The organism is uncultured Shewanella sp., from assembly GCF_947501225.1.
Taxonomy (GTDB): domain Bacteria; phylum Pseudomonadota; class Gammaproteobacteria; order Enterobacterales; family Shewanellaceae; genus Shewanella.
Map to the genome: position 1 here is coordinate 543,514 of NZ_CANMUW010000001.1, position 25,669 is coordinate 569,182.

Annotated in this window: 23 protein-coding genes; 12 read left to right on the forward strand and 11 right to left on the reverse strand. The window is 48.9% G+C overall.

The window, feature by feature from the left end; all coding sequences use genetic code 11:
• Nucleotides 1–113: 113 nt before the first annotated feature.
• Nucleotides 114–479: a YajD family HNH nuclease gene (locus tag Q1B47_RS02230; protein ID WP_299787943.1), complete on the forward strand. Its 366-nt coding sequence runs from the start codon at nucleotides 114–116 to the stop codon at nucleotides 477–479.
• 114 nt (nucleotides 480–593) lie between these two features.
• Here the strand turns inward: Q1B47_RS02230 and Q1B47_RS02235 are convergent, their stop codons facing one another.
• Nucleotides 594–836, reverse strand: a complete 243-nt coding sequence (locus Q1B47_RS02235) for a DUF1289 domain-containing protein (RefSeq protein WP_299787945.1) — start codon at nucleotides 834–836, stop codon at nucleotides 594–596.
• On the opposite strand from Q1B47_RS02235, the gene Q1B47_RS02240 reads away from it, so the two are divergent.
• From Q1B47_RS02240 to Q1B47_RS02285, 10 genes are all read left to right on the forward strand, one after another.
• Nucleotides 835–969: a hypothetical protein gene (locus tag Q1B47_RS02240; protein ID WP_299787948.1), complete on the forward strand. Its 135-nt coding sequence runs from the start codon at nucleotides 835–837 to the stop codon at nucleotides 967–969. The genes Q1B47_RS02235 and Q1B47_RS02240 overlap by 2 nt on opposite strands.
• 154 nt (nucleotides 970–1,123) lie before the next feature.
• The gene (locus Q1B47_RS02245) at nucleotides 1,124–2,296 is read left to right on the forward strand and encodes a chemotaxis protein (protein ID WP_299787951.1); all 1,173 of its coding nucleotides are present in this window, start codon (nucleotides 1,124–1,126) and stop codon (nucleotides 2,294–2,296) included.
• A 236-nt stretch (nucleotides 2,297–2,532) separates the two neighbouring features.
• Nucleotides 2,533–3,774 carry a methyltransferase gene (locus Q1B47_RS02250; protein WP_299788784.1) on the forward strand — a complete coding sequence of 414 codons (1,242 nt, stop codon included), beginning with the start codon at nucleotides 2,533–2,535 and terminating at the stop codon, nucleotides 3,772–3,774.
• A gap of 257 nt (nucleotides 3,775–4,031) precedes the next feature.
• Entirely contained in the window at nucleotides 4,032–5,081 is a 1,050-nt protein-coding gene (locus Q1B47_RS02255) for a 3-oxoacyl-ACP synthase III (protein ID WP_299787954.1), read from the forward strand.
• A 158-nt stretch (nucleotides 5,082–5,239) separates the two neighbouring features.
• On the forward strand, nucleotides 5,240–6,133 hold the full coding sequence (locus Q1B47_RS02260; protein ID WP_299787956.1) for an alpha/beta fold hydrolase: 894 nt from the start codon (nucleotides 5,240–5,242) through the stop codon (nucleotides 6,131–6,133).
• 76 nt (nucleotides 6,134–6,209) lie between these two features.
• Entirely contained in the window at nucleotides 6,210–7,934 is a 1,725-nt protein-coding gene (gene oleC / locus Q1B47_RS02265; protein WP_299787959.1) for an olefin beta-lactone synthetase, read from the forward strand.
• 4 nt (nucleotides 7,935–7,938) lie between these two features.
• Nucleotides 7,939–9,036: a 2-alkyl-3-oxoalkanoate reductase gene (gene oleD / locus Q1B47_RS02270; protein WP_299787962.1), complete on the forward strand. Its 1,098-nt coding sequence runs from the start codon at nucleotides 7,939–7,941 to the stop codon at nucleotides 9,034–9,036.
• 82 nt (nucleotides 9,037–9,118) lie between these two features.
• Complete coding sequence (locus tag Q1B47_RS02275; protein ID WP_299787965.1) at nucleotides 9,119–9,568, forward strand: GFA family protein; 450 nt, start codon at nucleotides 9,119–9,121, stop codon at nucleotides 9,566–9,568.
• A gap of 206 nt (nucleotides 9,569–9,774) precedes the next feature.
• Nucleotides 9,775–10,137 (forward strand): nuclear transport factor 2 family protein, encoded by a 363-nt coding sequence (locus Q1B47_RS02280; RefSeq protein ID WP_299787969.1) that lies wholly within the window; start codon nucleotides 9,775–9,777, stop codon nucleotides 10,135–10,137.
• A 40-nt stretch (nucleotides 10,138–10,177) separates the two neighbouring features.
• Nucleotides 10,178–11,542 carry an aldehyde dehydrogenase family protein gene (locus tag Q1B47_RS02285; RefSeq protein WP_299787972.1) on the forward strand — a complete coding sequence of 455 codons (1,365 nt, stop codon included), beginning with the start codon at nucleotides 10,178–10,180 and terminating at the stop codon, nucleotides 11,540–11,542.
• 64 nt (nucleotides 11,543–11,606) lie between these two features.
• Here the strand turns inward: Q1B47_RS02285 and Q1B47_RS02290 are convergent, their stop codons facing one another.
• Nucleotides 11,607–12,455, reverse strand: a complete 849-nt coding sequence (locus tag Q1B47_RS02290) for an RluA family pseudouridine synthase (RefSeq protein ID WP_299787975.1) — start codon at nucleotides 12,453–12,455, stop codon at nucleotides 11,607–11,609.
• 130 nt (nucleotides 12,456–12,585) lie between these two features.
• Nucleotides 12,586–12,912, reverse strand: a complete 327-nt coding sequence (locus tag Q1B47_RS02295; RefSeq protein ID WP_299787978.1) for an SMR family transporter — start codon at nucleotides 12,910–12,912, stop codon at nucleotides 12,586–12,588.
• A gap of 423 nt (nucleotides 12,913–13,335) precedes the next feature.
• Between Q1B47_RS02295 and Q1B47_RS02300 the strand changes: the two genes are divergently transcribed.
• A complete protein-coding gene (locus tag Q1B47_RS02300) occupies nucleotides 13,336–15,060 on the forward strand; it encodes a phospho-sugar mutase (RefSeq protein ID WP_299787981.1) in 1,725 nt (574 codons plus the stop codon).
• On the opposite strand, the gene Q1B47_RS02305 is transcribed toward Q1B47_RS02300, so the two are convergent.
• The 8 genes from Q1B47_RS02305 to Q1B47_RS02340 all read right to left on the reverse strand — a co-directional run bounded on the left by Q1B47_RS02305 (nucleotide 15,049) and on the right by Q1B47_RS02340 (nucleotide 25,281).
• A complete protein-coding gene (locus tag Q1B47_RS02305) occupies nucleotides 15,049–16,194 on the reverse strand; it encodes a sugar diacid recognition domain-containing protein (RefSeq protein WP_299787984.1) in 1,146 nt (381 codons plus the stop codon). The genes Q1B47_RS02300 and Q1B47_RS02305 overlap by 12 nt on opposite strands.
• Before the next feature lie 341 nt (nucleotides 16,195–16,535).
• Nucleotides 16,536–17,282 (reverse strand): hypothetical protein, encoded by a 747-nt coding sequence (locus Q1B47_RS02310; protein ID WP_299787987.1) that lies wholly within the window; start codon nucleotides 17,280–17,282, stop codon nucleotides 16,536–16,538.
• Between the two features lie 156 nt (nucleotides 17,283–17,438).
• The gene (locus Q1B47_RS02315; RefSeq protein ID WP_299787990.1) at nucleotides 17,439–18,419 is read right to left on the reverse strand and encodes a sensor domain-containing diguanylate cyclase; all 981 of its coding nucleotides are present in this window, start codon (nucleotides 18,417–18,419) and stop codon (nucleotides 17,439–17,441) included.
• Between the two features lie 135 nt (nucleotides 18,420–18,554).
• A complete protein-coding gene (locus Q1B47_RS02320; RefSeq protein ID WP_299787993.1) occupies nucleotides 18,555–19,193 on the reverse strand; it encodes a uracil-DNA glycosylase family protein in 639 nt (212 codons plus the stop codon).
• A gap of 36 nt (nucleotides 19,194–19,229) precedes the next feature.
• Nucleotides 19,230–19,805, reverse strand: coding sequence for a hypothetical protein (locus Q1B47_RS02325; RefSeq protein ID WP_299787996.1), 576 nt, complete (start codon nucleotides 19,803–19,805; stop codon nucleotides 19,230–19,232).
• Nucleotides 19,806–20,088: 283 nt separating this feature from the next.
• Nucleotides 20,089–22,200 (reverse strand): MtrB/PioB family decaheme-associated outer membrane protein, encoded by a 2,112-nt coding sequence (locus Q1B47_RS02330; RefSeq protein ID WP_299787999.1) that lies wholly within the window; start codon nucleotides 22,198–22,200, stop codon nucleotides 20,089–20,091.
• Between the two features lie 15 nt (nucleotides 22,201–22,215).
• Nucleotides 22,216–23,217 carry a DmsE family decaheme c-type cytochrome gene (locus tag Q1B47_RS02335; protein WP_299788002.1) on the reverse strand — a complete coding sequence of 334 codons (1,002 nt, stop codon included), beginning with the start codon at nucleotides 23,215–23,217 and terminating at the stop codon, nucleotides 22,216–22,218.
• A gap of 81 nt (nucleotides 23,218–23,298) precedes the next feature.
• Nucleotides 23,299–25,281 carry an OmcA/MtrC family decaheme c-type cytochrome gene (locus Q1B47_RS02340; protein WP_299788005.1) on the reverse strand — a complete coding sequence of 661 codons (1,983 nt, stop codon included), beginning with the start codon at nucleotides 25,279–25,281 and terminating at the stop codon, nucleotides 23,299–23,301.
• Nucleotides 25,282–25,669: the final 388 nt, after the last annotated feature.

Here is a 25,669-nt window from a genome sequence, read left to right on the forward strand (position 1 = left end):
GGCTGTTTTTTATATTCACTCATTCAGCGATTAATTATCGTATTCGTAGCCTCTGTGAGAGGCGTTTAACAATGGGTATGAATCAAGGTTCAAACATAAGTCGAGATAAAACCATGTCAGCAAACCAAGGCCAGAGTAAGTTAGATAGAGTATTGGCAGAAGCCAGAGAGTATAAAGCGAAGCGAGAAACTGGCTATCGGGAGCAGGCGCTTAAGCTCTACCCCTGGGTCTGTGGGCGTTGTACACGAGAGTTCAATAATGCCAACCTGCGTGAGCTAACTGTCCACCACAGAGATCATAATCATGATAACAACCCATCAGACGGCTCTAACTGGGAGCTGTTATGTCTCTATTGCCACGATAATGAGCACTCTAAGTATGAGGAGTTGATTCAATACGGTTCGACAAAGGAAACAGAGGTTGAGGCTGCGACCTATAACCCTTTTGCCGATCTCAAGGGCATGATGAGTAAGAAGTAAGAGGCCCTTGGGCTCCAGTTAATCTGGTGCCCGTGGGTTATCCGGTTGACCGAAACGCATCAGAGACAGGATTAAGAGCTCTGATGCTCATGTGAATAGGGACTCGGGGCCAGCTTAAGCTAATGCCTCCTCTTCGAGGCGCGCCGCGACCTCCTGCCACCTCTCCTTGCTTATCTTTTGACTATTTTCCCCTTTGCCTAACTCCGCCTTACGGCCTGGGATCTTCTTCCAGACCTGGGCCTTGAACGCGTCATCGGCTTTACTCCAGCCGACGATTTCATCGATATTTCGATAGCATCCCATGCAGATATCGTCTTCGTTTACACCGCACTTCGCCACACAAGGAGATTGAATCATGTCACATCCGTTATTATTAGTTGATAACCATATTTTTATTGATGCGGATTTTAATGTTCTTTGTCATGGTATTCAAGGTGAATTAATGTTAGGTGGCTATTCTGGTGGGGGAGAGTCTGGCCCGGAACGATGATTGTAGAGTTGAGTGTTTAATGAGTATTGGCTCACTGAATAACCGATAACAGCATCAGTTATAGGTAATAGGCGGTGAGTAAGTTAAACTTACATATCTATATATCTATTTTTTATCTCAACTTTTCAAAGGATTGAAAGACATCGGGGGCTTTATGAAAGTGTTATTGCGCTTAACGGTTATGAGCATGCTGGCTCTGTTTACAACGGCGTGTTCACTGTTGGAAGTTAAGCTTGAAAGTGGTATCGAGCCTCTGCCTCAGGAACAGCTCAATATGCGGGTATTCAGTCGCGACTTCAGTAGTTCGTTTTATAGTCAGGTCGAACTAGCAGCCGATGAAATTGCATCATTCGAAGGTGTCGAATCGCAAGATATTTACCTCAAATCAAATGCTTTGATGTGGAAGATCTACTCTGAACAGGCACTGCAGAGAACAATTTTTCAAACTTCACCTGTCGCGGCCATGGTCGATACCTGGGCATTTACTGCGCAGATGACAGCATTCTATGAAGACGGCGCGGGGAAGAGGCTTTTTGGGTCGCAGCAGCGACGGGTCGTCGAGGTCAGCCAGGCGTTGCAATCTGAGTTCGAGTCGACCGCGAAAGGTTTTTTAAAGCCCGGGGAGTTTAAAAAAAATCGTGAATTCATCGAACAGTATGTGGCCGAAAACCCACTAACCGAGATGACCTTCAGTCGAAAGTCGGCATTTAATGATTGGTTGAAATTCAGAGAGATAAACGAGTTTGAAGCGGTGACAACCTTTGGCTCTGTGCCTGAGGTTATGAGCGATATATCTGAGCGTATGGCGATGATCTCGGCGCAAATGCCTAAAATTTTGGGGTGGAAGGCCGAGTTGTATGCCATGCACTCCAATATTAATGCCGAAGAGATACAGAAGACCCTGGAGCATATCAGTGTTACATCGGCAAAATTTCAGGAGTTGATGGCGCAAAGTCCCGAGATGATGCAGGCTCTGGCGGTCGATATGCGCCGTGAACTGAGCCCCCTGTTACAGCAACTCAGTGACTCGACGGACAGCAAACTGGCTCAACTGTCAAAAGAGCGGCAAGCACTGGAGCTGATGGTGAAGAGTGAACGTATGGCTTTGGAGCAGATGGTAGCAAGAGAGCGTGTTGCCGCAGCGGCTAATTTAGATGAGCTGTCCAAACATACTGTTGAGGTGGTATTTCAGGAGCTGACCAAGACCCTTAAGAGTTTGATCCTCTACTTCGTCCTCTTTCTCTTCGTCGTATTCTTCGCTCCTTTAGGCTTAGGCGTATGGCTGGGGAAGCGTATGGAAGTTAAGAAAACGCAAAAAGCACATTAGTTTTAAGTTTAGCACTCGCCTGAACGCTGTCACCTACAGACATTTTGTTTAAAAGTGGGTGACGGCGATAGAGTTAACCGCCGTTGATTTATATTCTTCGCACCGCGTAACGTTTTTCTGATTATGCTTCCTAAGGCTTCTGCTTTATAATCCCGGCTCGTACCTCGTACCTCGTAGCTCGTAGCTCGTACCGCAATCTCAGATATCCCGAAAATCGAGTGGCAACTATTCAGACTATGCATAATATCCCGAAAAAGTCCTCACACAGTGTGCTATTTGAACGACTGAACTCCCTGTTGCTGCAAAGCCGAGACCTGTGGCAAGTCAGGGCATTCGATTGCACGTCGCTGCCATGGGCGGATAAGTTTCCCCATTTGGCCGAATCTGTTTGGGCCATCCCTGATAAAGCGATCGATGATCTAGACAGAGTCCAGTCAGAGCTGATTGCAGTGCTACAGCCGGCCTTAACTCAAGATCTTTCGGATGCAGGCCGGGAGTGGGATCTGAGCCTGTTGAATATCTCTGCACCTATGTGCGATAAACCTGCTGCTGACCTGCTACCGACTAAAGCACTCTCCCACTTCAGTGCAGGTATTAAAGGGCGGAAGTTTGAACAGATCAGCGCCTTCACGGCGCAGTTAACCCGGTGTGACAGCGAGGTCCTCGAGTGGTGTGCCGGTAAGGGCCATTTGGGGCGACTCATTGCAAAGGTGCATAATCGACCAGTTGTCAGCCTCGAGTGGCAACAGAGTCTGTGTGATGCGGGCTCAGCTTTTGCCAGGCAGTGGCATCTGCCACAGCGTTTCATCTGCGGCGATGCGTTTGAAGCTAAGCTGAGTCAGTTGAAGGCTGAGCAACAGGCTGTGGCTCTGCATGCTTGTGGCGATCTTCACGTTCGCTTACTTCAGTTAGCTTCTGCAGCCGGAACGAAAAATATCGCATTTTCGCCATGCTGTTATCATCTCATTCGCGCCAAAGAGTATGAGGGGCTCAGTGTCGGTGGTCGCAATAGCCAGTTAACATTGAGCCGGCATGACCTACAGTTGCCACTTCAGCAAAGCACCATAGCCGGCAGCAAGCAACAGCAGTTGAGGCATAAGGAGATAGCATGGCGCCTGGGATTTGACTCGCTGCAGCGAGAGGCCAGGGGCCAAGATCGATATCTGCCTATACCTTCGGTTAAGCAGAGTCAGCTTAGTGGAGATTTCAGCGACTTTTGCCTCTGGGCTGCGCAGACCAAGTTGGTGAATTTACCAGATAGAGTCGATTTTGGATATTTTGAGCAGTTGGGGTTAACCCGTCAGCGCTTGACCCGACGAGTCGATCTGGTCGCTCATCTCTTCCGTTCTGTGCTCGAGCATTGGTTGTTACTGGATAGGGTCTGCTTTCTTGAGGAGCAGGGCTATAGTGTCACGCTCAACCATTTTTGTTCCGAGCGGGTTACCCCCCGTAATGCACTCATTCAGGCTAAAAAATAGGCGAAAACGGCTTTTACGAAAAATTAAAATCTAAGTCACTGTTTATTAAGGTGAGGCGGGTTAATGTGTGAACGTTTTCTAATCAAAGAGCCGTGACTTTGTAGTTAAGCATAGAGTTAATTGTTGAAAAAATCGGACCTTGGGCCGTTTTTTATTGAATCATTAGCTTTTTCTTGCTCAAATGTCGGGTTAACACTAAATAACAATATTTATTGGCTGTCGAAGCGCCGATATAGTGAGCGAAATAATACTGTTTCATGAAATATTCCCGAGTATTTATCAATAGCCTGGCGTATGAACTGGCACCTGAAGTGGTGTCCACTTCCGAATTAGAATCTCGATTGGCACCGCTATATAAAAAGTTTCGTATTCCTATGGGCCAGCTGGCTGCATTAACCGGGATCCAAGAGCGTCGCTGGTGGCCTAAAGGTCACAGACTGTCAGACGGAGCATTAGCGGCTGCACATAAAGCCATCGATGAAACCGGTATACAGGTTGGCGATCTCGGCGCTGTCGTCTATACAGGCGTTTGTCGTGATCAGCATGAACCGGCCACGGCATGTCGTATCGCCGCCGAACTTGGCGTATCGAAAGACACCGCAATCTATGATATCAGTAACGCCTGCTTAGGCGTCCTGTCCGGTATCCTGGATATTGCCAATCGTATCGAGCTGGGTCAGATCAAAGCCGGTTTAGTTGTCTCTTGTGAGTCGGCACGTCACATTGTCGATATCACTATCGATAATATGCTCGCCGAGCCCACCATGCAGAACTATGCCCAGTCTCTGGCTACGTTAACCGGTGGTTCCGGTGCGGTTGCGGTGCTATTGACCGATGGTAGTCTGCCTCTTCAGAGTGAACGCCAACATCAACTGTTGGGCGCGAGTCATCTGTCGGCTCCCGAGCACCACAATCTTTGTCAGTGGGGCTTACAGGAGGCGGGGGTACACCTCTATCGTGAGTTTATGCGCACCGACGGTGTCGCCCTGCTCAAAGAGGGGGTTGAACTTGCACGCCATACCTGGAGCCACTTCTTAGAACAGAGAAACTGGCTGGTTGAGCAGGTCGATAAAGTTATCTGTCATCAGGTTGGGGCATCTAACCGTCGTCAGGTGCTCGATGCACTGAATATTCCTCAAGAGAAAGAGTTTCCTACTTACCAATTGCTGGGCAATATGGGGACAGTATCTCTGCCTGTCACCGCAGCAATGGCTCATGATCAAGGTTTCCTGCAGAAGGGGGACCAGGTCAGCTTCCTTGGCATAGGTAGTGGTTTAAACTGCATGATGCTTGGGATCAAGTGGTAACACTTTCCAGATAAACACCAGTGATCACTATGGGGAGTGAGTGGTTGACTCGGCAGTATAGATTTTCATGGCTGCCGGGTGAGTTTAATCACCCTATGTGCACTATATAGTCGATGGCCCCTAATCCGGCCATAAAATAAGAATATTTAGGAAGCGTCATGTTAGACACTCTGTTTCCCTTCAAGCGCAACTATCTAGACAGAAACGGCAATAAGTTACAGTATGTGAATGAAGGAGAGGGCGAGCCTGTTGTCATGGTTCATGGTAACCCCAGCTGGTCTTTCTATTATCGTAATCTGGTTTCCGCTCTGCGTGACAATCATCAGTGTATCGTGCCGGATCATATCGGTTGTGGTTTATCGGATAAGCCCGATGACAGTGGTTATGACTATACGCTTAAGAGTCGTATCGACGATCTCGAAGCCCTGCTCGAAAGCCTTGAGGTGAAGGAGAATATCACCTTAATCGTGCACGACTGGGGAGGAATGATTGGCATGGGCTACGCCGCTCGTTATCCCGAGAGAATTAAACGTCTTGTCATACTCAATACCGGTGCTTTCCATCTTCCTTCGTCTAAGCCCTTTCCCTGGCCTCTGTGGATCTGCCGAAATACCCTGTTAGGCACAGTTTTAGTCCGTGGTTTCAATGCCTTCTCCTCTATCGCGTCCTATGTCGGTGTGAAACGTAAACCTATGTCGAAGGAGATAAGGCAGGCTTATGTCGCTCCCTTCAATTCATGGGCAAATCGTATATCGACGTTGAGATTTGTTCAGGATATTCCTCTGAAACCCGGCGATAGAAATTATGAGCTAGTCTCTGAAATTGCGGCGAGCCTGCCGAAGTTTGCTAAGGTACCAACACTTATCTGCTGGGGTTTACAGGACTTTGTGTTTGATAAGCACTTTCTCGACCAGTGGAAGAGTGAGATGCCTCATGCCGTTGTGCATGAGTTTGCCGATTGCGGGCACTATATTCTCGAAGATGCAATGGATGAGGTGGTAGGCCACGTCACTGACTTTATGTCGGCTAACTCTCCTGTCAATAATAGCTAAACATACCTGGCCAGAGGCTCCGGCGGTTCTGATTTGAACCGCCGGAGAATAAATAAAGCGGGAAAGGTGACCGATTATGTCTGACTCATCGAAAATGGATAGGGGAGCCGGTGCTAATCTTTGCCGTCACCTGAATTACGCCGCAGAGCACTTATCAGCTGAGCTAGCCGTTGCCGTGCAGCAAGCATCCGGCTCAATATTTTCTGCTAAATCATCGCTGCATTACCGGGAACTGACCTTCAGAGAGCTCGATAAGCGCAGCAATAAGCTCGCCCATGGGTTAAACGCCTACGGCATTAAACGTGGCATGAAAGCCGTGTTGATGGTGACACCCAGCATCGATTTCTTCACTCTGACCTTCGCACTCTTTAAAGCCGGTATCGTTCCAATTCTTGTGGATCCCGGGATGGGGGTTAAGAACCTTAAGCAGTGTTTCATCGAGTCTCAGCCCGATGCCTTTATCGGCATTCCTAAGGCTCATATGGCCAGAAGGCTATTCTCCTGGGGGAAGGGATCGGTTAAGCATCTTGTGACAGTCGGCGGCAGCGGGTTATGGGGCGGAGTGAGTCTCGATGCCCTGATAAGTCGGGCGAGTGGGACTGCACCTGAAGATTCCTATGAGATGGCCTGGCTCGATGAAGATGAGATGGCAGCCATTTTATTTACCAGTGGCAGTACCGGTACGCCAAAGGGGGTCGTGTATTCCCATAAAATGTTTGAAGCGCAGATAAGTGCGTTAAAACACGACTATGGTATCGCTCCGGGTGAGCGGGATCTGGCGACCTTTCCACTCTTCTCTCTGTTTGGCCCGGCCCTTGGGATGGCTTCTATCGTACCTGAGATGGATGCCAGTAAGCCCATTACCGCCAATCCGGATTATCTGTTTGCCGCGATAGAGAAGTATCAATGCAGTAATATGTTTGTAAATCCGGCGCTGATCGAACGACTGGGGCGGGCAGGCGTTACATCGTCTCATACGCATCAATTACCCAGCATAAAACGGGTTATCTCTGCCGGTGCTCCAGCTACCATCGCCTCGATTCAGCATTTCAGCCAGATGCTCAGTGATGGGGTCGAGGTGCTGAACTCCTATGGTGCAACCGAGTCTCTGCCACTAAGCAAAATTGGCAGTGAGGCCCTTTTTGCAACAACCTCTGTCACCGACAACGGTGGTGGTATCTGCGTTGGAAAGCCGATAGAGGGGGTCGATATCGCCATTATCGATATCAGCGAGGCGCCGATCCCCCGGTGGGATGAAGGTTTAAGGTTAAAGCCGGGCGAAATAGGTGAGATTGTCGTCAAGGGACCTATGGTCAGCCGCAGTTATTACTGCCGGGACAGCGCCACACAATTAGCGAAGATCCATGATGGCAACAGCATTCGTCATCGTATGGGCGACTTAGGTTATCTGGATGATGAAGGCAAGCTCTGGATGTGTGGCCGTAAGGCGCACCGGGTAGATGCAAGTCGAAGTGCCAAGGGGGAACCTGGCCGATACTTCTCTATCCCCTGTGAGCGGATCTTTAATACCCACCCACAGGTAAAACGCTCCGCCTTGGTCGGTGTAGAGGTGGGGGGGGAAACGGTGCCTCTGTTGTGCATAGAGCTCGAAAAGTCGCCTGGATGCGCCATGGCGGCGGGCTTGTTCGCCGAGCTTAACGAGATCGCCGGTCAACACCTGCAAACAAGAGGGATAAAGCGCTTCCTTATTCATCCTCAGTTTCCGGTCGACATACGTCATAATGCCAAAATTTTCCGTGAAAAACTGGCCGTTTGGGCTCAGAAAACTCATAAGGAGTAGTCAGGTGTCAGTCAGTCATTCTCCTTTGAAAAATCGCGTCGCGGCGCTGGATGCGTATCATATTGATGAACAAGTGGCGCTCAATAAGTTGAGAGGCCAGGTTAAGCGGGCGTTTGTTACCGGGGCCGGTGGCTTTCTGGGCAAGGCTGTTTGCCGGCGATTGATCGCCGCTGGCATAGAGGTTACCGGCTATGCCCGTGGTACCTATCCGGATCTGTCTGCCATGGGGGTCGATATGGTTCAGGGGGATATCGCCGATGCCGATGCCGTTGTCGACGCGATGAAGGGTTGCGACCTGGTGTTTCATGTGGCTTCTAAAGCCGGTGTGTGGGGCAGTAAACAGAGTTACTTCTCGCCCAATGTCGATGGTGCGGCCAATGTCATTAACGCCTGTAAGAGGCTTCATATTGAGTATCTGGTCTATACCAGTACTCCAAGTGTCACCTTTGCCGGCGTGGATGAGGCGGGAGTCAATGAAGCGGCACCCTATGCCGAAAAGTACCTAAACTATTACGGTGAGTCTAAGGCGATTGCCGAGCAGATGGTACTCGACGCCAACGGCTCAGATCTAAAAACGGTCGCTTTAAGACCGCACCTGATCTGGGGGCCCGAAGACCCCCATCTAGTGCCTCGCGTTATCGAAAGAGCCCGCGCCGGGCGGCTCAAGTTAGTGGGGCAGGAGGATAAACTTGTCGATACAATCTATGTTGGCAATGCTGCCTACGCGCATATACTCGCAGCGCAGAACCTCACCGATGTGAATACCTCTGCAGCCGGTAAAGCTTATTTTCTGAGCAATGATGAACCGATTACCATGGCCGCCATGCTCAACAAGATATTGAACTGTGTTGACCTGCCTGAGGTCAATAAGCGAGTACCCGCTAACCTGGCATATGCTGTCGGTGTGTTACTCGAAACTGTCTATGGCCTGCTTGGCAAAACACAAGAGCCTTTGATGACCCGCTTCGTGGCGAGGCAACTCTCTACCAGCCACTACTTCGATATCTCGGCGGCTAAAAGAGATCTGGGCTACTCGCCCCTGGTGAGTATTGATTCGGGGATGGAGAAGTTGAGAGCATATCTTAACGCTAACCCAGTTTAAATCGAGCCGGGCGGAGTCAGTCGAAGGGTATGAGTCCGGCCGGTTATAGAGTGAAGCATCAGTGGCATTCAAGGAGTGAAAGATGCAACAAGATAGTGAGGATAAGCGGCTTATCCGGAGTGCCAGCTGTAACTGTGGTCAGCTATCGGTGACCTGTATCGGTGAGCCTAAGAGAGTGTCTGTGTGTCACTGCACAGCATGTCAGAAACGTACCGGTAGCGCCTTCGGTGTTCAGGTTAGATTTGATGCCCCAAATGTCGATTTTGCCGGGCAGAGCAGGAGCTATCGCCGCACCGCAGATAGTGGCTCTGAAGTCTGTTTTCATTTCTGTCCCGACTGTGGCGCGACATTATGGTTTATTCTCGATGTCGCCCCCAAGGATGTGGTGATCCCTATGGGGAACTTTGCCGATGAGCACTCTTTACTCGCTGAGCAATCTAACCTCAGATTACCTAACCCTAAGATCTCTATCTATGAGGAGCGCGCTCAACCTTGGGTCATACTCCAGGGCATAGATGAGAGACATAGCTGATATTACCCAAGTCCCTGCACAAGGCGACGCTCAGGTCTCGAGTGTCGTTCAGCAATAACTCTGACCCACTTATCCTGAATCATTTATGCCCAATGATGGGGCTGAACCCGAAAATGACTGTAGTTGCTATACTCATAACTCTTGCTGTTTAGCCTGTTCTGGCTCCTGAGCAGGTTTAGTCATTGAATATCTGTCGGGAAATGATGATGAATAGTGACGATCTTAGCTTATATAGTGATGCGTGGAATGCACATGACATCGACAAGATCATGGCCTATATGTCTCAAGATTGTGTGTTTGAAACTGCCGGTGGGGAGGAGAAGTTCGGTACCCGATATACCGGCTATAGCCAGGTTAAGAAACGTTTTATGTCGGTTTGGCATGATTTCCCGGATGTGCGTTTTGAAAATGTCAGCCACTTTGTAAGCGCCGACAGAGGTTGCAGCGAATGGACATTTGTCGCAACAAACATGGATGGCTCAACTCTCGAGATAGAGGGGTGTGACCTCTTCACCTTTAAAGGCGGTAAGATTGCGGTTAAGCGTACATTTTTAAAAAACCGTAAGTGACCCGTTTGCATATCAATTAATGTTCCGTGGAGGGAGGGTTATGAACAGGACCTTAAAATCGATAAACCCCGCGACGCTCGAGGTCGTCGGAGAGGTCGAAGTCACGTCTACACAGGAGCTCCATAAACAGGTTAGGGTAGCAAGAGAGGCACTGAAAACATGGAGAGAGATCTCTTTAGACGACAGGGCTAAATGTTTAGAGAATGCCGGTCAGGCCTTAGTGGATAACGCCGAAGATTTTGGTGAGATACTGAGTAAAGAGATGGGCAAGCCCTTGAAAAGTGGTATTGGTGAGGTTCGAAGTTGTGGCAATGGCATGGCGGGGAAAGTTAAAGCGATTAAGTCAGCCTTGCAGACGGTAGTTCACGACACTAACACTACACAAACCCGGATAACCTACCGGCCACTAGGCGTTGTCGGCGTTATCAGCCCATGGAACTACCCCATGGCGATGCCCCAGTGGATGGTTATTCCAGCACTGATGGCGGGTAATACTGTGATATTAAAACCCTCGGAAGAGACGCCCTTGATAGCACAGTGTTACGTAGACACGCTAAACCAATTTCTCCCGGCGGGGGTATTACAAATAGCTCACGGAGCGGATGAGCAGGGAAAGGCTCTGGTAGAAGCCGATATCAACCTGATCACTTTTACCGGCTCCCGTGCCGTTGGCATAGATATCATGAAGCGCAGCGCAGACGGCCTGAAGCGATTGATTCTCGAGTTAGGCGGCAAAGACCCTCTCATCGTGTTAAGGGATGCAGATATTGAGAGCGCCGCCGATTTTGCGGTGAGTAATAGTGTGGATAATTCAGGTCAGATGTGCGTCTCAACCGAACGGGTGTTTGTACATGAGGATATCGCCGATGATTTTGAGCTGCGGGTAACAGAGTTATCGAAAAAGATCAGGGTGGGTCCCTGGAATGAAGCCGGCGTGCAGATGGGACCTATGATCCACAGCAAACAGAGCTTACATGTGGCCAATCAAATCGATGATGCTATAAGCAAAGGCGCCCGTTTGTTATTCGGAGGAAAACACCTAAGGAGTGGTTATGTGATGCCGACGGTGCTGGCAGGTGTGACAGAAGATATGTCTATCGCCGGAGAGGAAACCTTCGGGCCCGTTATTTGTATCACACGTTATCGCGATCTCGATGACGCAGTGTGTCAGGCAAATGATACGGTTTACGGGTTAGGTGCCGTGGTGTTTGGTCGTGATGAGGTAGCGACTGAGCTGGTTGCCAGCCGCTTAGAGGCCGGCATGATAGGCATCAATAAGAGTGTTTTTGGTGTCGGGGATAATCCCTGGGTCGGCGCCAAGCAGAGTGGCTTTGGTTATCATGGTTCCGGCGACGGATATCGCCAGTTCAGTCAGGTAACCGTTATCAGTAAAGCCCTTGATTAGGGAGACTTCCCCTGCGCAAGAGGTTTATATGAAACAGCTCTTTAAATATGAGGAGTCAGCGTCGTTACAGTTCAGGTCTGAGCCTTTGGGGTAACTCAAACTCCCTCTGTTTACCCGTAATCGGACAGGGAAACTTCAGGTAGCATGAGGTCAGTTGCAGGTTGACCTCTGAGTCATCTGCAATGCCATGTTGGCGGTCTCCGACTACAGGGTAGCCGATAGATGCCATATGAATACGGATCTGATGTTTACGCCCTGTTTCTATCTTCACCTGAACGAGTGAGCGGTTTTGTGATGCATCATATTTAAGCAGCGTGGCGTGCGAACGGGCAGGCTTACCATCGACCTCGCTATCGATTGTCACAGATTCACCGGTGCCATTATGGGAAAACTGCCCCTCAACGATGACCTGATAATATTTATCTAATGACCTCTGTTCGAATAACTTGGCTAACGCCGCCGTTGTTTGTCGGCTGTGGCCGATAAGTACCAGGCCTGTGGCCGCCCTGTCTAACCTGTGGATGATGAATGCAGGCCGTTGCGGAGTCAGGTGGGTCTCAACATAACGATTGATCGTCGTATGATCACCCCACTTTGAACCTTGGCACAACATGCCGTATGGCTTGTACCAGAGACTGTACAGGCCCTCATCGGCGATAAGCTCGGCATTTTCGACCTCTTGCGCGAGCACCTGCTGGTTATAGTAGAGGTGGAGCTCATCACCTATCTTAAGTGCTCTCTTGGCGCGGCGTAACCTCTGTGTCTGCTTACCGCGTGTCAGCCAGACGGCTCCCTTGTTCATTGCCTGTTTGATTATCTGTTTCGATAAACCAGATTCAAGGGCTAATAGCGCGGCTGCGTCATCATCAAGGGAGGACACTTTAATATGGATTTCTATCTGGTTTTTACTCATCGACGATAATTTTTGGTGTTGAGGACCCGTGAATTTTACACTAATTCAGTTAAACCGACTGCCCTAATTACCGGCAAAAGGGACAGGGTCGTAAAATTTGATTCTTAGCCGCTCAATACCAAAAGAGAGGTTAGTGCAGAGTAGGGGTATTCATATTGATCAGCGCGATCCCAATAATAATGAGCACCATACCGAAAACAGTATCAAGATTTGGCACATTGCCCTGAATGGCACCGATCAATACGATTAACACTATGCCCGCGCCACACCAGATAGCATAGGCTACGGCGGTGGAGATATGGGTGGTCGCCAGAGAGAGAAAGTAGAAAGCACTGGCGTAGCCGATACCACACGCCATGGAGGGAAGTAAGCGACTAAACCCTGCTGTTACCGGTAGCAGCGTGGTTGCTACCACTTCCGAGATAATAGCTATAGCAAGATATAAGTAGCTGTTCATTGTGTCTCCTTTGGTGAGGTCGCCCCCAATTAAAAAATGGCCCTGCGAGAGTGAAGGGCCGAAAAACACTGAGTAATAAAAGGAGAAGTAAAAAGAAGCGGGTTAAATATTTTTTGCTTCCGATACTCACAGGACGATGATGAGATCCGTAAGTATTATCGAACTAAAGGGTTTAACCCCTGTTTGACTTCGTGGGCCATTGTCTCTGTTACTTTTTTACTAATCATTATTAAGAGTGCTTATGACCCCTGATAGTCATGGAGTGCTGTCTGAAGAGTCAGACCATCTGGTAGGTGAGTTAAACATTTCCTATATTTAAGGAAAATATACTTGTCCCGACAGGTTCTTGCTTCTAATCTAAATGGTAATTATTACCATTTGTGCTTGTGTGATAACCATACGGGGATAATGCCGGAGTGAAAGATGGACACTGAACTAGTATTTAAAGTAAAGCATTGGATTGACAACGATCCTGACCCTCGCACCAAGAGGGAGCTACAAGCGTTACTCGATGCCGGCGATGAAACTCAGCTGAAGCAGCGTTTCTCGGGACGTCTGGTATTTGGTACCGCAGGGATCAGAGGCGTGGTCGGGGCGGGGCCTATGCGAATGAATCGCTTAGTGGTTCAACAGACCTCGGCTGGGGTTGGCCTGTACCTCAAGCAGCAGGTGCCGGATGTTGCACCGCGGGGAGTCGTCATAGGATACGACGGACGACATGACTCTAAGCAGTTCGCCCGGGATGCGGCCGCTGTATTGGCAGCCATGGGGATCAAGGTCTATTTGACCTGTGAGGTTGCGCCAACCCCACTCGTCGCCTTCGGTGTCACCCATCTTGGCGCCGCGGCAGGTATTGTGGTGACGGCCAGTCATAATCCCCCCCAGTACAATGGTTATAAGGTCTACTGGGGCAACGGTGCACAGATCATCCCACCCCATGATAGCGGCATTGCCGCATGTATAGAGAGTGCGGCAACAGGGCCCGTCGTGATGCAGGAGCTGGACAACGCCATTGCGACTAAAAGTTTGGTCATGTTGGAAACTGACTTTTATGAGGCCTATCGTCGGGGAGTTAAAACAGCAGGCATTTTACAGAACCATACACGGCCGGATCTGGTCAGCCTCTCCTATACGGCGATGCATGGTGTTGGTGCCCAAATGGCAGAAACGGTACTCAGGGACGCCGGGTTCAATCATCTCTATTCGGTTGCCGATCAGCGAGAGCCCGATGGTGACTTTCCAACGGTCAAGTTTCCCAACCCCGAAGAGAGCGGGGCGATGGACAGGGTGATAGCCGAGGCTAAAAAGCATGATGCGGTTTTGGCTTGCGCCAATGACCCCGATGCCGACCGATTTGCCGTTGCCGTGCGCAGGTCAGGTGAAGCCGAATATCAGATGTTAACCGGTGATCAGGTCGGTGTGTTGCTGGGCCATTATCTACTGACACACAGCGCAGAAGATCAAAGGTTTACCTGCACCACAATTGTCTCATCCAGCCTGTTATCAAAAGTTGCCGCGAGCTTCAATGCGACATGCCGTACAACATTAACCGGCTTCAAGTGGCTGACTAATGTGGGAATGAGCGAGCAGCGCGATGATAATCGTTTCCTGTTCGCCTACGAGGAGGCTTTAGGTTATACCGTAGGCTCTATGGTTTGGGATAAAGATGGTTTGTCGGCACTACTGGCCTTCTCACAGCTGACGGCCGAACTTGCTGCGAGCGGTAAGACGATTTGGAATCGACTGGAAGAGATATATCGCGAGCATGGCTTTCATCTCAATGCTCAGGTCAGTATTGCTCTGCAGCCTGATACGCCGAATATTGGAGCCTATCTGCGTGAGACACCGCCAGACTCCATAGCCGGCCGTGCCATCATCTCTGTCGATGATATCAGCTGCGGTCTGCGACGCTTTGCCGACGGTCGCACCGAGACTATCGAGCTGCCAAACAGTGACGTGCTTATCTATCGACTGGAGGGCGGCGGACGCGTCATTGTCAGGCCTTCGGGTACTGAGCCCAAGATAAAATGTTATTATGAAATAGTAGAAACGATGACGGATGAGGATTCACTTCAAAGCGTGCAGCAAAGGGCGCAAGCGCTGATGAATGAATTTATATCGGCCCATCAACAGTCGTTACCTCAATAGTATCTGACCTAAATAGAGTTGCAGTAACCCGTCGAGCTGTTGAATATTGACGCCGGTGAGCCGCTGAATTTTATCGAGCCGATACCTTAGTGTGTTTCTATGGATAAACAGGGTATCGGCACACATCTTCAGATCGCCGAAGTGAGTAAGGTAAGCGGCTAATGTTTTTTCGAGCTGACCACTCTTATCATTATCAATTAAAGCTTGATAGGCTGTGGTCAGCTCCACTCCCCGCCAATCTCCTTTGAGCGTAGACAGGAGTACGCGGAGGGAGTAATCTTCAAAGAGATACTTTTTTTTCCCCGGATGCAGCTGTCTGCCTAACGCTAAGGTTTCTTTAGCCGTTTGATAGGAGCGGCTGATATCTGCAGGCTTAAGGAAGAACTGTCCGAGTGATATGTTCAGCCTGGCGGCCATCTCGTCGGGCAAGCGCGACAGTAGCTGGTCGATCCGTTCACTTTCCAGATCCGGGTTCCACTGTTTACCATCGAGATATGCGGGTTTCAAGATAACCAGCTCAGTCATCGATGTCATGGCCACTAAGTTTCCACGTGACGGATTTTCAAGTAGATTCAGCACCATTTTAAGTACTGAATTGGCAGAGGTCTGCTGTTCATCTCCCTGTACCCGAATCACTGCGGCCACGCGCGGTTCGCTCAGATCGATTCCCAGTTGAGCGGCCCACTTTAGCAGGTGGTCATTGAACTCATTGTCAGGTTTAATCAGTTGAAGAATAAACTCCTCCTTTTGACGATATTGCCATTGAGCGAGCTCCAGTGAACTGGCTTGTTCGACAATGAGTTCGGCGGTCATCTTAAGGAGCTCACCATAGCTGCGAAGGTGTTCAGGCTCCCCTGTGATGCCGATAACACCTATGATCTCCCCTTTGTAATGTAGGGGAAGGTTAATACCCGCTTTGACGCCGTGTAGATCCGATGCGGTAGCCGAGGTGATCTCAACGGTTCGATTCTGGCTGATGGCGAGTAGGGCACCTTCATGAGTCGCGCCGATTCGGTGGGGATCGCCCGATCCCAGAATAATGCCATGGTGGCTCATGACATTGATGTTATGGGCGATGATTATCATAGTACGGTCGACTATCTGTTGTGCCAAACGCGAGTCTAGAAAGTACAAGGTGGGATCTCTCAAAATTTTTTGTCAGCTTAAGGTATTTCTATACCAATTAGTATAAGAAAGTGATCTACTCAGAGTTATTTTGGCAAACTAATTCAAGGCGAATGGATGAGGGAATGGTGCTCCCTTTTGAAGTCATTCAACGCAGAAGCAGGCAGCCAGAAACACTCGCTGAGCGATCATATCTTTTTACTGATTGGTATTATATTGAGGGCCAACCTATCAGCCCATTTTTGTGGGAGTAAGCCGACTCGATGAAGCAGTCCAATCTGAATCGGCTGCTTCACAGTAATACGCCCTGAGAGAGTCTAACAAAACAGGAGGAGCCCCCCTGTTAGCCGCTACTCTCTGTACTGCTTTATCGCCCATCTGCCCGGTGAGTCCGGGTCAGCAATCAGTACGTTTAGATGGTTACTCTCCGGGTGGGTGAGTGATGTTTGCAACAGGTAGTTTGAGGTGTTACTGAAGCTCGGTTGTGTACCCGATGGGATCACTATGACAGAGGTTTCGGCCAGGTTTGTGTCGTAAACATGCACGTTAGATGTTTGAGTGAACCCCAGATTCAGTACCAGTGCCTGTTTGGTATCCACATTGTAGATGTCAACGCTGCCGGGGGCGAGAGCATTGGCGTGGGTGAAGCGATAACTGTTGACCACCCCATTGAGTTTACTCACCCGATGTAAGTTCCGCCTTTCAAGGCCCGAGGTCTTGCCCATTGCGAGCAGGAAAAAAGCCTGCTGCGCAGAGCTAAAATCCATGGTGTTAGTCGATAACACAGACTGGTTATTAAATGAATCCTTGAGCCTGAAGGTCAGCTTGGCCTGAGGCAAGCCTTCCCAGCCGAAACTGGCAGAGCGCAATTTTTGAAGATAATCCAGATTCGATGCTATCTCAACTTCGTCTATGGCGGCATTTTTATAAAACAGGTCAACTTTGGTGTGTAGTCGGGCTGTATCTGGAGCTGAAATTAAATTTATGACATCTGCGCTGAATTCGTGTTTATTCGATCTATCCGGTGCCGTTGTCGCTTTGCCCTCGGCTCCGCCGCCACCGCAAGCTAACAACATGGTACAGATAGAAGATGCCATACAGATCTTTAAGAAAGGTGAAAACAAGGTTTAGGTTCCATCTAAAGTTATTCCAATATTTGGTTATTTTATCCCTGTGCTTAGCTGTTTATCAACTTTTTGAATTCGATTTCAACTCTGGACTCGCATTTTATGCTGATGCTCTTGTCTGCTGGGTTATTTCTTGGATAGTTTGTTTTGGTACATATAGTCGTCGGCAAGTTTGAGCAGCTCCTCTAACTCCGCCTTGTCGCCGGGTCTTATAACCGCATAGCCGAAGGAGTATTTAATGGGGGGATCTATCTGTTGCTGCGCCAGCAAGCTATTCATCCTTTCGGTAAACAGCGTCACACAGCTCTCACTCTCAGCATGAATTAGAACGATAAACTCATCTCCTCCCCATCTGGCAACGAGATCACAGCTTCTGCTATTTTTTTTAAGCGTTTTAGCAAATTTTTGTAGCATGATATCGCCGACATCATGGCCGTATGTGTCATTGGCGCGTTTGAACTCATCGAGATCGAAGTAGAGCAGGATTAGCTTTCTGTTCAGCCTTTGGGCGAGCTCCTGAGTGCTTCTCAGCAGATCGGTAAAGCCCCTGCGGTTGAAGATCTGCGTTAACGGATCCGTATAACTCAGAGTGAGTAACTGGTTCTCTTTATAGAGATGACGAAGATCGCTGTCAATCACCTCTTTAATGACGCCCAGAGCATTAATATATTTTTGAGGGTAGTCGGTCACTTTAGTGTCGAGTACACACAGGGTGCCAAACACACTGCCATCGGGCCAGGAGATAGGAAGCCCCAGATAGGAAACATAATTATCTTCGGTGTATTCAGGATTGTTACTCCACTGTGGATCTTGCTTTGCGTCGCGGACGTAGAGCTCTGAGGAGCTCTTTACTACATGATGGCAGTAGATATTACTGTCCAGGTTGTTGCTACCGGGTTGATAGTGGGTTTCAGGTTTCTCTGAGGCGATAATCACCTCTATCCCCTTTAAATTTGCCTGATTGATAAATGTGGCCGGCGCATTAAACATGTCGGCAACGGTATTAACTAAGCGTTGCCATCGCTGCCAGTCTATCTCCTCTATCTCAAGATTAAGAATAGAGGAGTAAGGGTAGGGAGGAAGTGTCTTGCCGGGCAATTCGCTCACGAAGCAACCTTATTTTGTTAGCTGGTAAGCTTAAGTTTAGCCAACCGCTGACATTTTGTGGGAGATTGAGAGATTTTAAAACGAGCTTACATTACCGATGCTTTTAAGCCGGTTTGGTGAGAGGGGGTTAAGGTACTATCTTATGATCTGCTTTACTCTCTGTTTGAGCATGGGGAGTAGCTCAGCTTCAAATTCCGGATGTCGTTTAAGCCAGATATTGTTTCGTGGGCTGGGGTGAGGCAGCACTATCCGGGATGGCCAGTACTCTTTCCAGTTAGCCACTGCTGATGTGACCGATATTTTTCCTGGTTTTGTAGAGGCGGTGCCGGAATCTTGTGGGGGGGTAGCCAGATGATAGTCGATAGCGTACTGCCCAAGGATCACTGTGAGCTCGATTTTATCTAAATGGCTAAGGATTGCCTGACGCCAACTTTTGGCACACTCCGGCATCGGAGGCTTATCGCCTGCCTTTTTGCCACCTCGTATTATATGTCCGGGAAAACAAAACCCCATAGGTATTATGGCAAACAGGTTCGGGTCATAAAATTGTGAGCTCGAAACACCGAGCCACTCTCTGAGCCTGTCTCCGCTCATATCCTGAAAAGGCATTCCCTGATCATGGGCCTTTTGTCCGGGAGCCTGACCCGCAATAAGAATTTTTGCATTGGCGTCGAGCTGAATGATAGGTTTCGGCGGGCAGGGAAGTTCCGCCCGACATTTTTGACAGGCGGATATCTGCTGAATTAACTCGTTGAGGCTGGTTTCACTGCTCATTGTGCAATCTATATCAGAAGGCGCAGAGGTCTGTCGCTATGAGATTAACTTCTGCAGGGTTTGATATAGCCAGTAAGCCATCAAGGGGTAGCCGATGATTAAGGCAACAAATGCGATGATGCGTGCCTTGTTATCGCTATGGCTTTTTAGTGCCATATGCGCAACCAGGATGGAAAACAGTGCCACCGGCGGGAACAGATAGGCGATGGTGAGAAACACCAAGGCACCCAGTGCGAGGATCAAAGAGCCGTGCGGACTCTGAGCCCGTTTACTGAGTGTGAGCTGCAGTGGGAGCAGCGCCAGTGCAACGGCGATGATGATCAGGCCTATGTTAAACGCCATATCCGCGAAGCCTCTGTGATCTATCACTGTAAGAACCAATGCAATTGCCGGAATAATGAGTGAACAAAGGCTATGGACCTTACTGAAACGCCGGCTCTGGTATCTACCGGCGAAGAAGAAGAGGGCGTTCAGGATAAGATTTAATATGGTAAAGCTACCTAAGACCAGGATGATAAAAGCCGTTGCTGTAGAGCCGGCAGAACTAAAGGCGAAGGCGGGTGCGGGAATAAGTAATAAAAGTGTGCTGGCCAGCACTCCTCGTATACTCATGGTTGAGTTAATTATGTTAGCAAGTTTTGTGCTGAACTTTGATACGTTTGTATCTGTAATTAAAAGATTAAACAGTGAAGTCATGGGATCTCATGAGGCATAAAAAAGAGTTGCATTAAGATCTACTAAAGTGAGTGATAATTCAAGCCAATTTATAAGCTTGAGTGAAATTTAACTGCAAGTTCAGATCCAGCTCAAGGTTTGAAAGTGGGATATAAAAAGGCCAGTTTCCATACAGATGGAATCTGGCCTTTCTTATAGCTTATAGCTTATAGCTTATAGCTTATAGCTTATAACTCATACTCAGCATGATGAGATGCGCAGTATAGTCGTGGCTGTTAGAGCCGAAGCTCACAACATTCCAGATACCATCCGGTGCAATCTCATTTGCCGCATCATTATCCTGATACTTTTCCATCTTATAATCTAATCTCAGCGCCATTTTTGGTGTGGCTTGATATTGACCATAGATGTTGACGTTATGTGATTTAGCATAGTAATCGCCATAGTCACCTGTAATGCCTTGCGTGACTTGAGTGCTACTGTCTGAATCTGAGTAGGTGTAGTCAACGCCCAAGCGTAACTTCTTCTCCATCAGATTGTTATAGCTAAATCCGGCACCGATAACATCGACCTGATCTTCGACTGTACCGGTCCAGTTTGGTGCGGCGAAGTTGCTGCTACCAGCTTGATCTGAGTCTATGTTTTGACGGTTGTAGAAGGCCGTCACAGTCATATCGTCGTTGAGCAGGTAACTGACACTCGCATCATAGCTCAAATCTTTCGATTCGGTCAGACCGATCTGGGTCTCATTATAGTCATCGATGGCGTAACGGGTACCGAAGTCTAAAGTAAGTGTATCGATCGGGCTGTGGGTCACACGAGCTTCAATCATAGTACGCTTACGGTCAGCCAGGTTGTATTTACGCAGCAGGTCGTTAGACTCAGAAGAGGTCCACTGGGAAGCCTCATAATCTGAGCCATCACGCTCGCCATAACTACCCTTGATCCACATATCCCAGTTATCGAACGAACTTAGACGGAACTTAGTCCACAGCGTATGTTCGTCGGTGGTTTCGCGGTCCTGGTAACTACGGTCATCGGTACGGTAATCGTATCCGGCCTCGAGTTTCATACCACGGGTAATACGATAATCGACACCTAATTTAGCGCGTTGGGTGGTGATATCGTAAGGCGTGTTATAAGCGGCCTGACCATTAACCTCATCGATACTGATCTGAGTCCACTGCTCGACATTGGTCTTGTTGTCACGATCTGTGTAATCGTAACTAGCATTAAGACGCACACTTCGGTTGATACGTGAGACTAACTTGAGGTTAACCCCGGTCATGTCAACACGGCCATCGAGAGATTCAGCCGGAACCTGATAACCATAGCCTGAAGTAACAAACTCTTGATCTTGAGTCATCTGCCCGTAGTGGACACGACCGCTCATGATAGTTTTGTCGGCGATGACTTGTCCCATCAATGAAACCGTATGAGACTCGTTATCCGGATCCAGTGACATATAACCACGATTCGCCGCACCAAAGGTTGGGTTAAAGGCGTTATCGAAGCCTAACTGGCTATATTCATTCTTGAAGATAGAGCCATTGTAGTTGATGGCTGTAAACCAGTTATCGCCACGAAGCTTGATGCCGGCTTCGATGGTATCTGTTGTGTAATCAACAGGTTCGGCAAGCATCATAGATTGGTTATAGAAGCTACCCGAAGTCTGCTTAAGGCCTGATTTATCCTCACGTTGATAGTTAACGTAGGTGCTCCAAAGCTCTTCGCCTTGATACTCTATACCCATTCCGGCGCGCTTACGCTTAAGCGATAGCTCCGTTGGGTTCAAGCTGGAGTAGAGTTGACTCATCTCCTGGCTGGATCCCGCTGTTTGCCAGTTACCAGGCAGGGTGAGGTCATCTCCACCAACGCCTTGATACGGGGTCATTGCACTGTCAGTCTTATAGGTCGCAATTTGACGGTAGTTCAGGTTCAGGTTGTATTGCCCCGCCTTACCGGCATTGATATCTAAGCGGCCATTTTCCATGCCAAGGTTATCGGCCTCGATACTGGCGCGGTATCCGCCTTTACCTGCATAAGTAAGGTCTGCATCGACCTTGCCTGCGAACTCATCTTCGGCGGCAAAGGCATTGGCTGAGTGAATGTCATCGCTGTCGTTGTAGCCGGCGCCGACACCTACAGTGCCTGCAAAGCCTGTTTCAACTTCACAGCGCTTACAGACCCACTTGTCGAACTTAACTTTACTCGTGTTCGCATTTTGAAGGCCGTAGCCTTCGGCTGCGACAGCAGTGCTAGTCATTAAGGTTCCGGCAACACCTGCGTTAGCAAGTAGAGCGAGGGTGACTAAATTTAACTTGAATTTCATCTTCTCGTCTCCTGATTAACGCTGGAACAGTTTGCCAGATGGATGGTTAGAACCATGGATCTGACTATGACAGTTCAGACAGCTGTTGCCACCGGTGAAGGCGTTATCACCAACACTCGAGCCTTGACCTGTGTTACCAAAGTTAGCCCTGCTGGCATGCCCATCACTGGCGTGACATTGCTGACAAAGTTGTGGAGCACGAGTCTTAAGCATGCCTTCATTGACGCTGCCGTGAGGGTTATGACAGGTCACACAATCCTCAGTTACGGGTGCATGCTCCCACAGCTTTGGGCCACGTTTCTCGGCGTGACATGAATAACAGGTCTCATTGACGCTTGGCTTAACCAGGTCTGAATCTGCTAGTGTGCCGTGTGGATTATGACAGTCACTACACACCATTTGAGCCCATTTCATTGGGTGGCTTGAGCGCTTGTTCATGTCTGCCTTTTGCTTGGTATGACAGCTGGTACAGACTTCCATTTCGGTGTTCTTGGATAACACAGGATCTTTGTCGGTATGAACCGAGTGGCAAGATGCACAGGCGACGTCGGCATTGTCATGGTGTCCGCCATTCCACGCCATGCGCTTATCGTCCTGGTGACAGCTCATACAGACGCTGTTTTGCTTCTCTGCTGATAGAGTAGAGTCAGGACCGAATGCGATCATCGGCTCCTTGCCACCTTTGTTATGCTTACCCATAGGGCCGTGGCACGCTTCACATTGAAGACCTGCCATCGGGCTCTTGCTTGAGTCAATTGAGCCGTGAACACCCTTGAAGATATCCATCACTTTTTCTGACTTACGGTGACACATTAAGCAAGAGTCTGCGCCTTTAGGTGAGTACTTACCTTCGGCAAACTTTTTATCCAGTGTCGCTTCTACTTCATCCGGGGTCATCTTGGCGTCCCACTTAGAGGCTGTTGCAGTCGATGCAAAACCGAGTGAGAGTACCGCCGATACCATAAGGGCAGGTAAAACTGCCATAGATAGTGTTTTAAATTTGTTTGTGATTTTCATATTAGGCTTCCTAATTTGCACAAATAAGAGAGAAAACGGGGGGAGGTGACTCCCCCCTCTTTTCAACAAAGTTTTGGCAAATTACATCTTCACCTGAGTGTGATCGCTGATGGCTGGGTTATGACAGAAGAAACAAGTTTCCAGCTGCGCTGCATCGTTTGCAGCTTCATAAGAACCATCGATAATCGCACCTTGACCAACTGCGTGTAGTTGAGCGCTGTCTGAGGTATGGCAAGAGGTACATGTTGCGGCAATCGGTGTGGTGTATCCACCCGGTGTAGCCAGTGCGCCTTTAACTTTGAACGCGTCAAGGTTAAAGTCGTTATGACACTGAGCACAATCTTTGATAATGCCCTGCTCGCCGTGAACCACGTGCAGTTTCATCTCGAATGCGCCTTTTTTACCACCGCTCATATATGTACCGTCAGGCGTGTGACAAGTTACACAGCCGTCGACACCTACAGTCATCTGACCGTTAACTTCGCGACCGAGTTGTTCGGTCATAACGAAACCTGCATGGTAACCTTTGTGTAGCTCCCACTCAGTCCCATGGCAGTTTTCACATGCGGCAAAGTTGACCGAATCGATATGACGAGTGCTCGGCGCTTCACCTGAAAGTGTGCCGTGTGCCAGCTCAGCCTTCATACCGGTTGTCGCAACGCCTTCGGCGCAGTCGATGATCTGTGCACCATCACTACATACTTCAAGACCGATAAAGCTAAATGCTGTGTCGGTATCTGTGCCTGCTGCACCGAATGGAAGAGTGCCTGTATTAATCACTAAGTTGCCATCGGCAATTTCAGCGTTGTTGGCCAGCTCACCACTTTGAACAAGATCCAGTGCGACCTTGTGCTCACCATTCCCCGGGCTTGGGTTATAACCCATGATTGGGAAGTTAGGACCAACGTTGGTGATGCTCTCAACTCGCTTAAGCTTGGGTAGTAAGCTTGCGGCGTCGAGTGTATTGCCTTCAGCGTCGGTAAAGCTGATGGTCAGGTTAGCACTCTTATCATCCTGAACGGCTGTAAGTGTCGCATTCATGCCAATCTGATCGATGACAGCTTTCTTCTGCAGTGCATCTTCGGTGTGAAGTTCTTCGGTCCAGCTTGCATTGTGACAAGCGACACAGTTGCTGTTATCAGCCTGTTGAGAGTGTCCCTGACCCGCCTGGAAGTCGATATTGGTGTGACAGCTGGTACAAGTTTCCATGGTCGGAACGCGTGTCCAGTTACCCCATTCGGTCAAGCCTTCGGTGCCGTTTTCAGGCGCAACGTGACAGTTTTGGCAGTTATCCTGAACGATGTGATGTGCCGTCTTCGCGTCTTTAGTGAACTCGCCAGTTTCTCTGTCGGCCTTGTAACCCTTAGCCGAGTTGTGAACGTTGTGGATCAGATGGCTCCACTCGATCTCAGGCTTGCCACGCTCCTCAGCGTACTCTTTAGTATGACAAGTTGCACAAGTTTCTTGTGTCATGTAGCTGTGGTAGATCTTCTCGCCTTCGGCGTGACAGGCATTACAGCTGGCCGTTGAGACGATATTCTTGGTGTATGTGGCTTCATAGCCTTCACCACTGAAATCTTCGACGATCTCAGCCTGAGGTACCGTTGTGACGCCATCTAACAGTGTTGATGCTTTGGCGATCACATTGTAGCGCTGCGTTAGCGCTGAGTTGTATCCTTCAACTTCGATGTCGAAGGTATAACTGCCATCTTGGTTATCGATGAAAGTTTTTTGTGAGCCGATGACCTGCCATTGTGCGTTATCACCGGCACCGGTCGAACCTTGTGGAAGTAGCTGGGCAACCTTTTTAACTTCGAAGTCTTTCAGGCCAACGACAGGAAGATCCTCTTCATTAGTCGCAAAGACTTCAATACGAGGCATACCATCGACATAGGTGACCTTAGTCACGTCTAAGTTCAGCGTGTTGATATACTCAGCAGCCGGTCCGCCAGGCTTGCCGTTATTGCCATCATTACCATCATCACCACCACAACCGGTTAAGGCCATAGAGACGGCGCTTGCTGCCAGAAGCAGCGCAAATTTATTATTTTTTACGTTCATCATTTTTTCCCTGCATAGGTTTGACATCGGCTCAAGTGCTGGCTGCAAGATGATAGTGATTCTCATTTGCATTTTTTCATTATAAATGTGCTACTTAAGTCAATGCTGGAAATAGAATTCCCCAAGGAAAGGCTAACGTAATAGGGGCTTAAAATCTGCAAATCAGGTCTTATTGTGTGACCCAGATCAGGCTATTTATAAAGGGGTATAGGGTGGTGAAAAAAAAGCTTAGCCTAAATCAATAAAATGCTGATTTTATCGGCGTTTAGGTCAATATTTTGTATGAAAATGATACGGATTTGTTTGTGTTTGTGAATAGAGAATTCTGTTTATAAGATAGTAAAAAGGGAGGCGATGCCTCCCTTTATTTAGGTAGCGGTGATGACTTAAA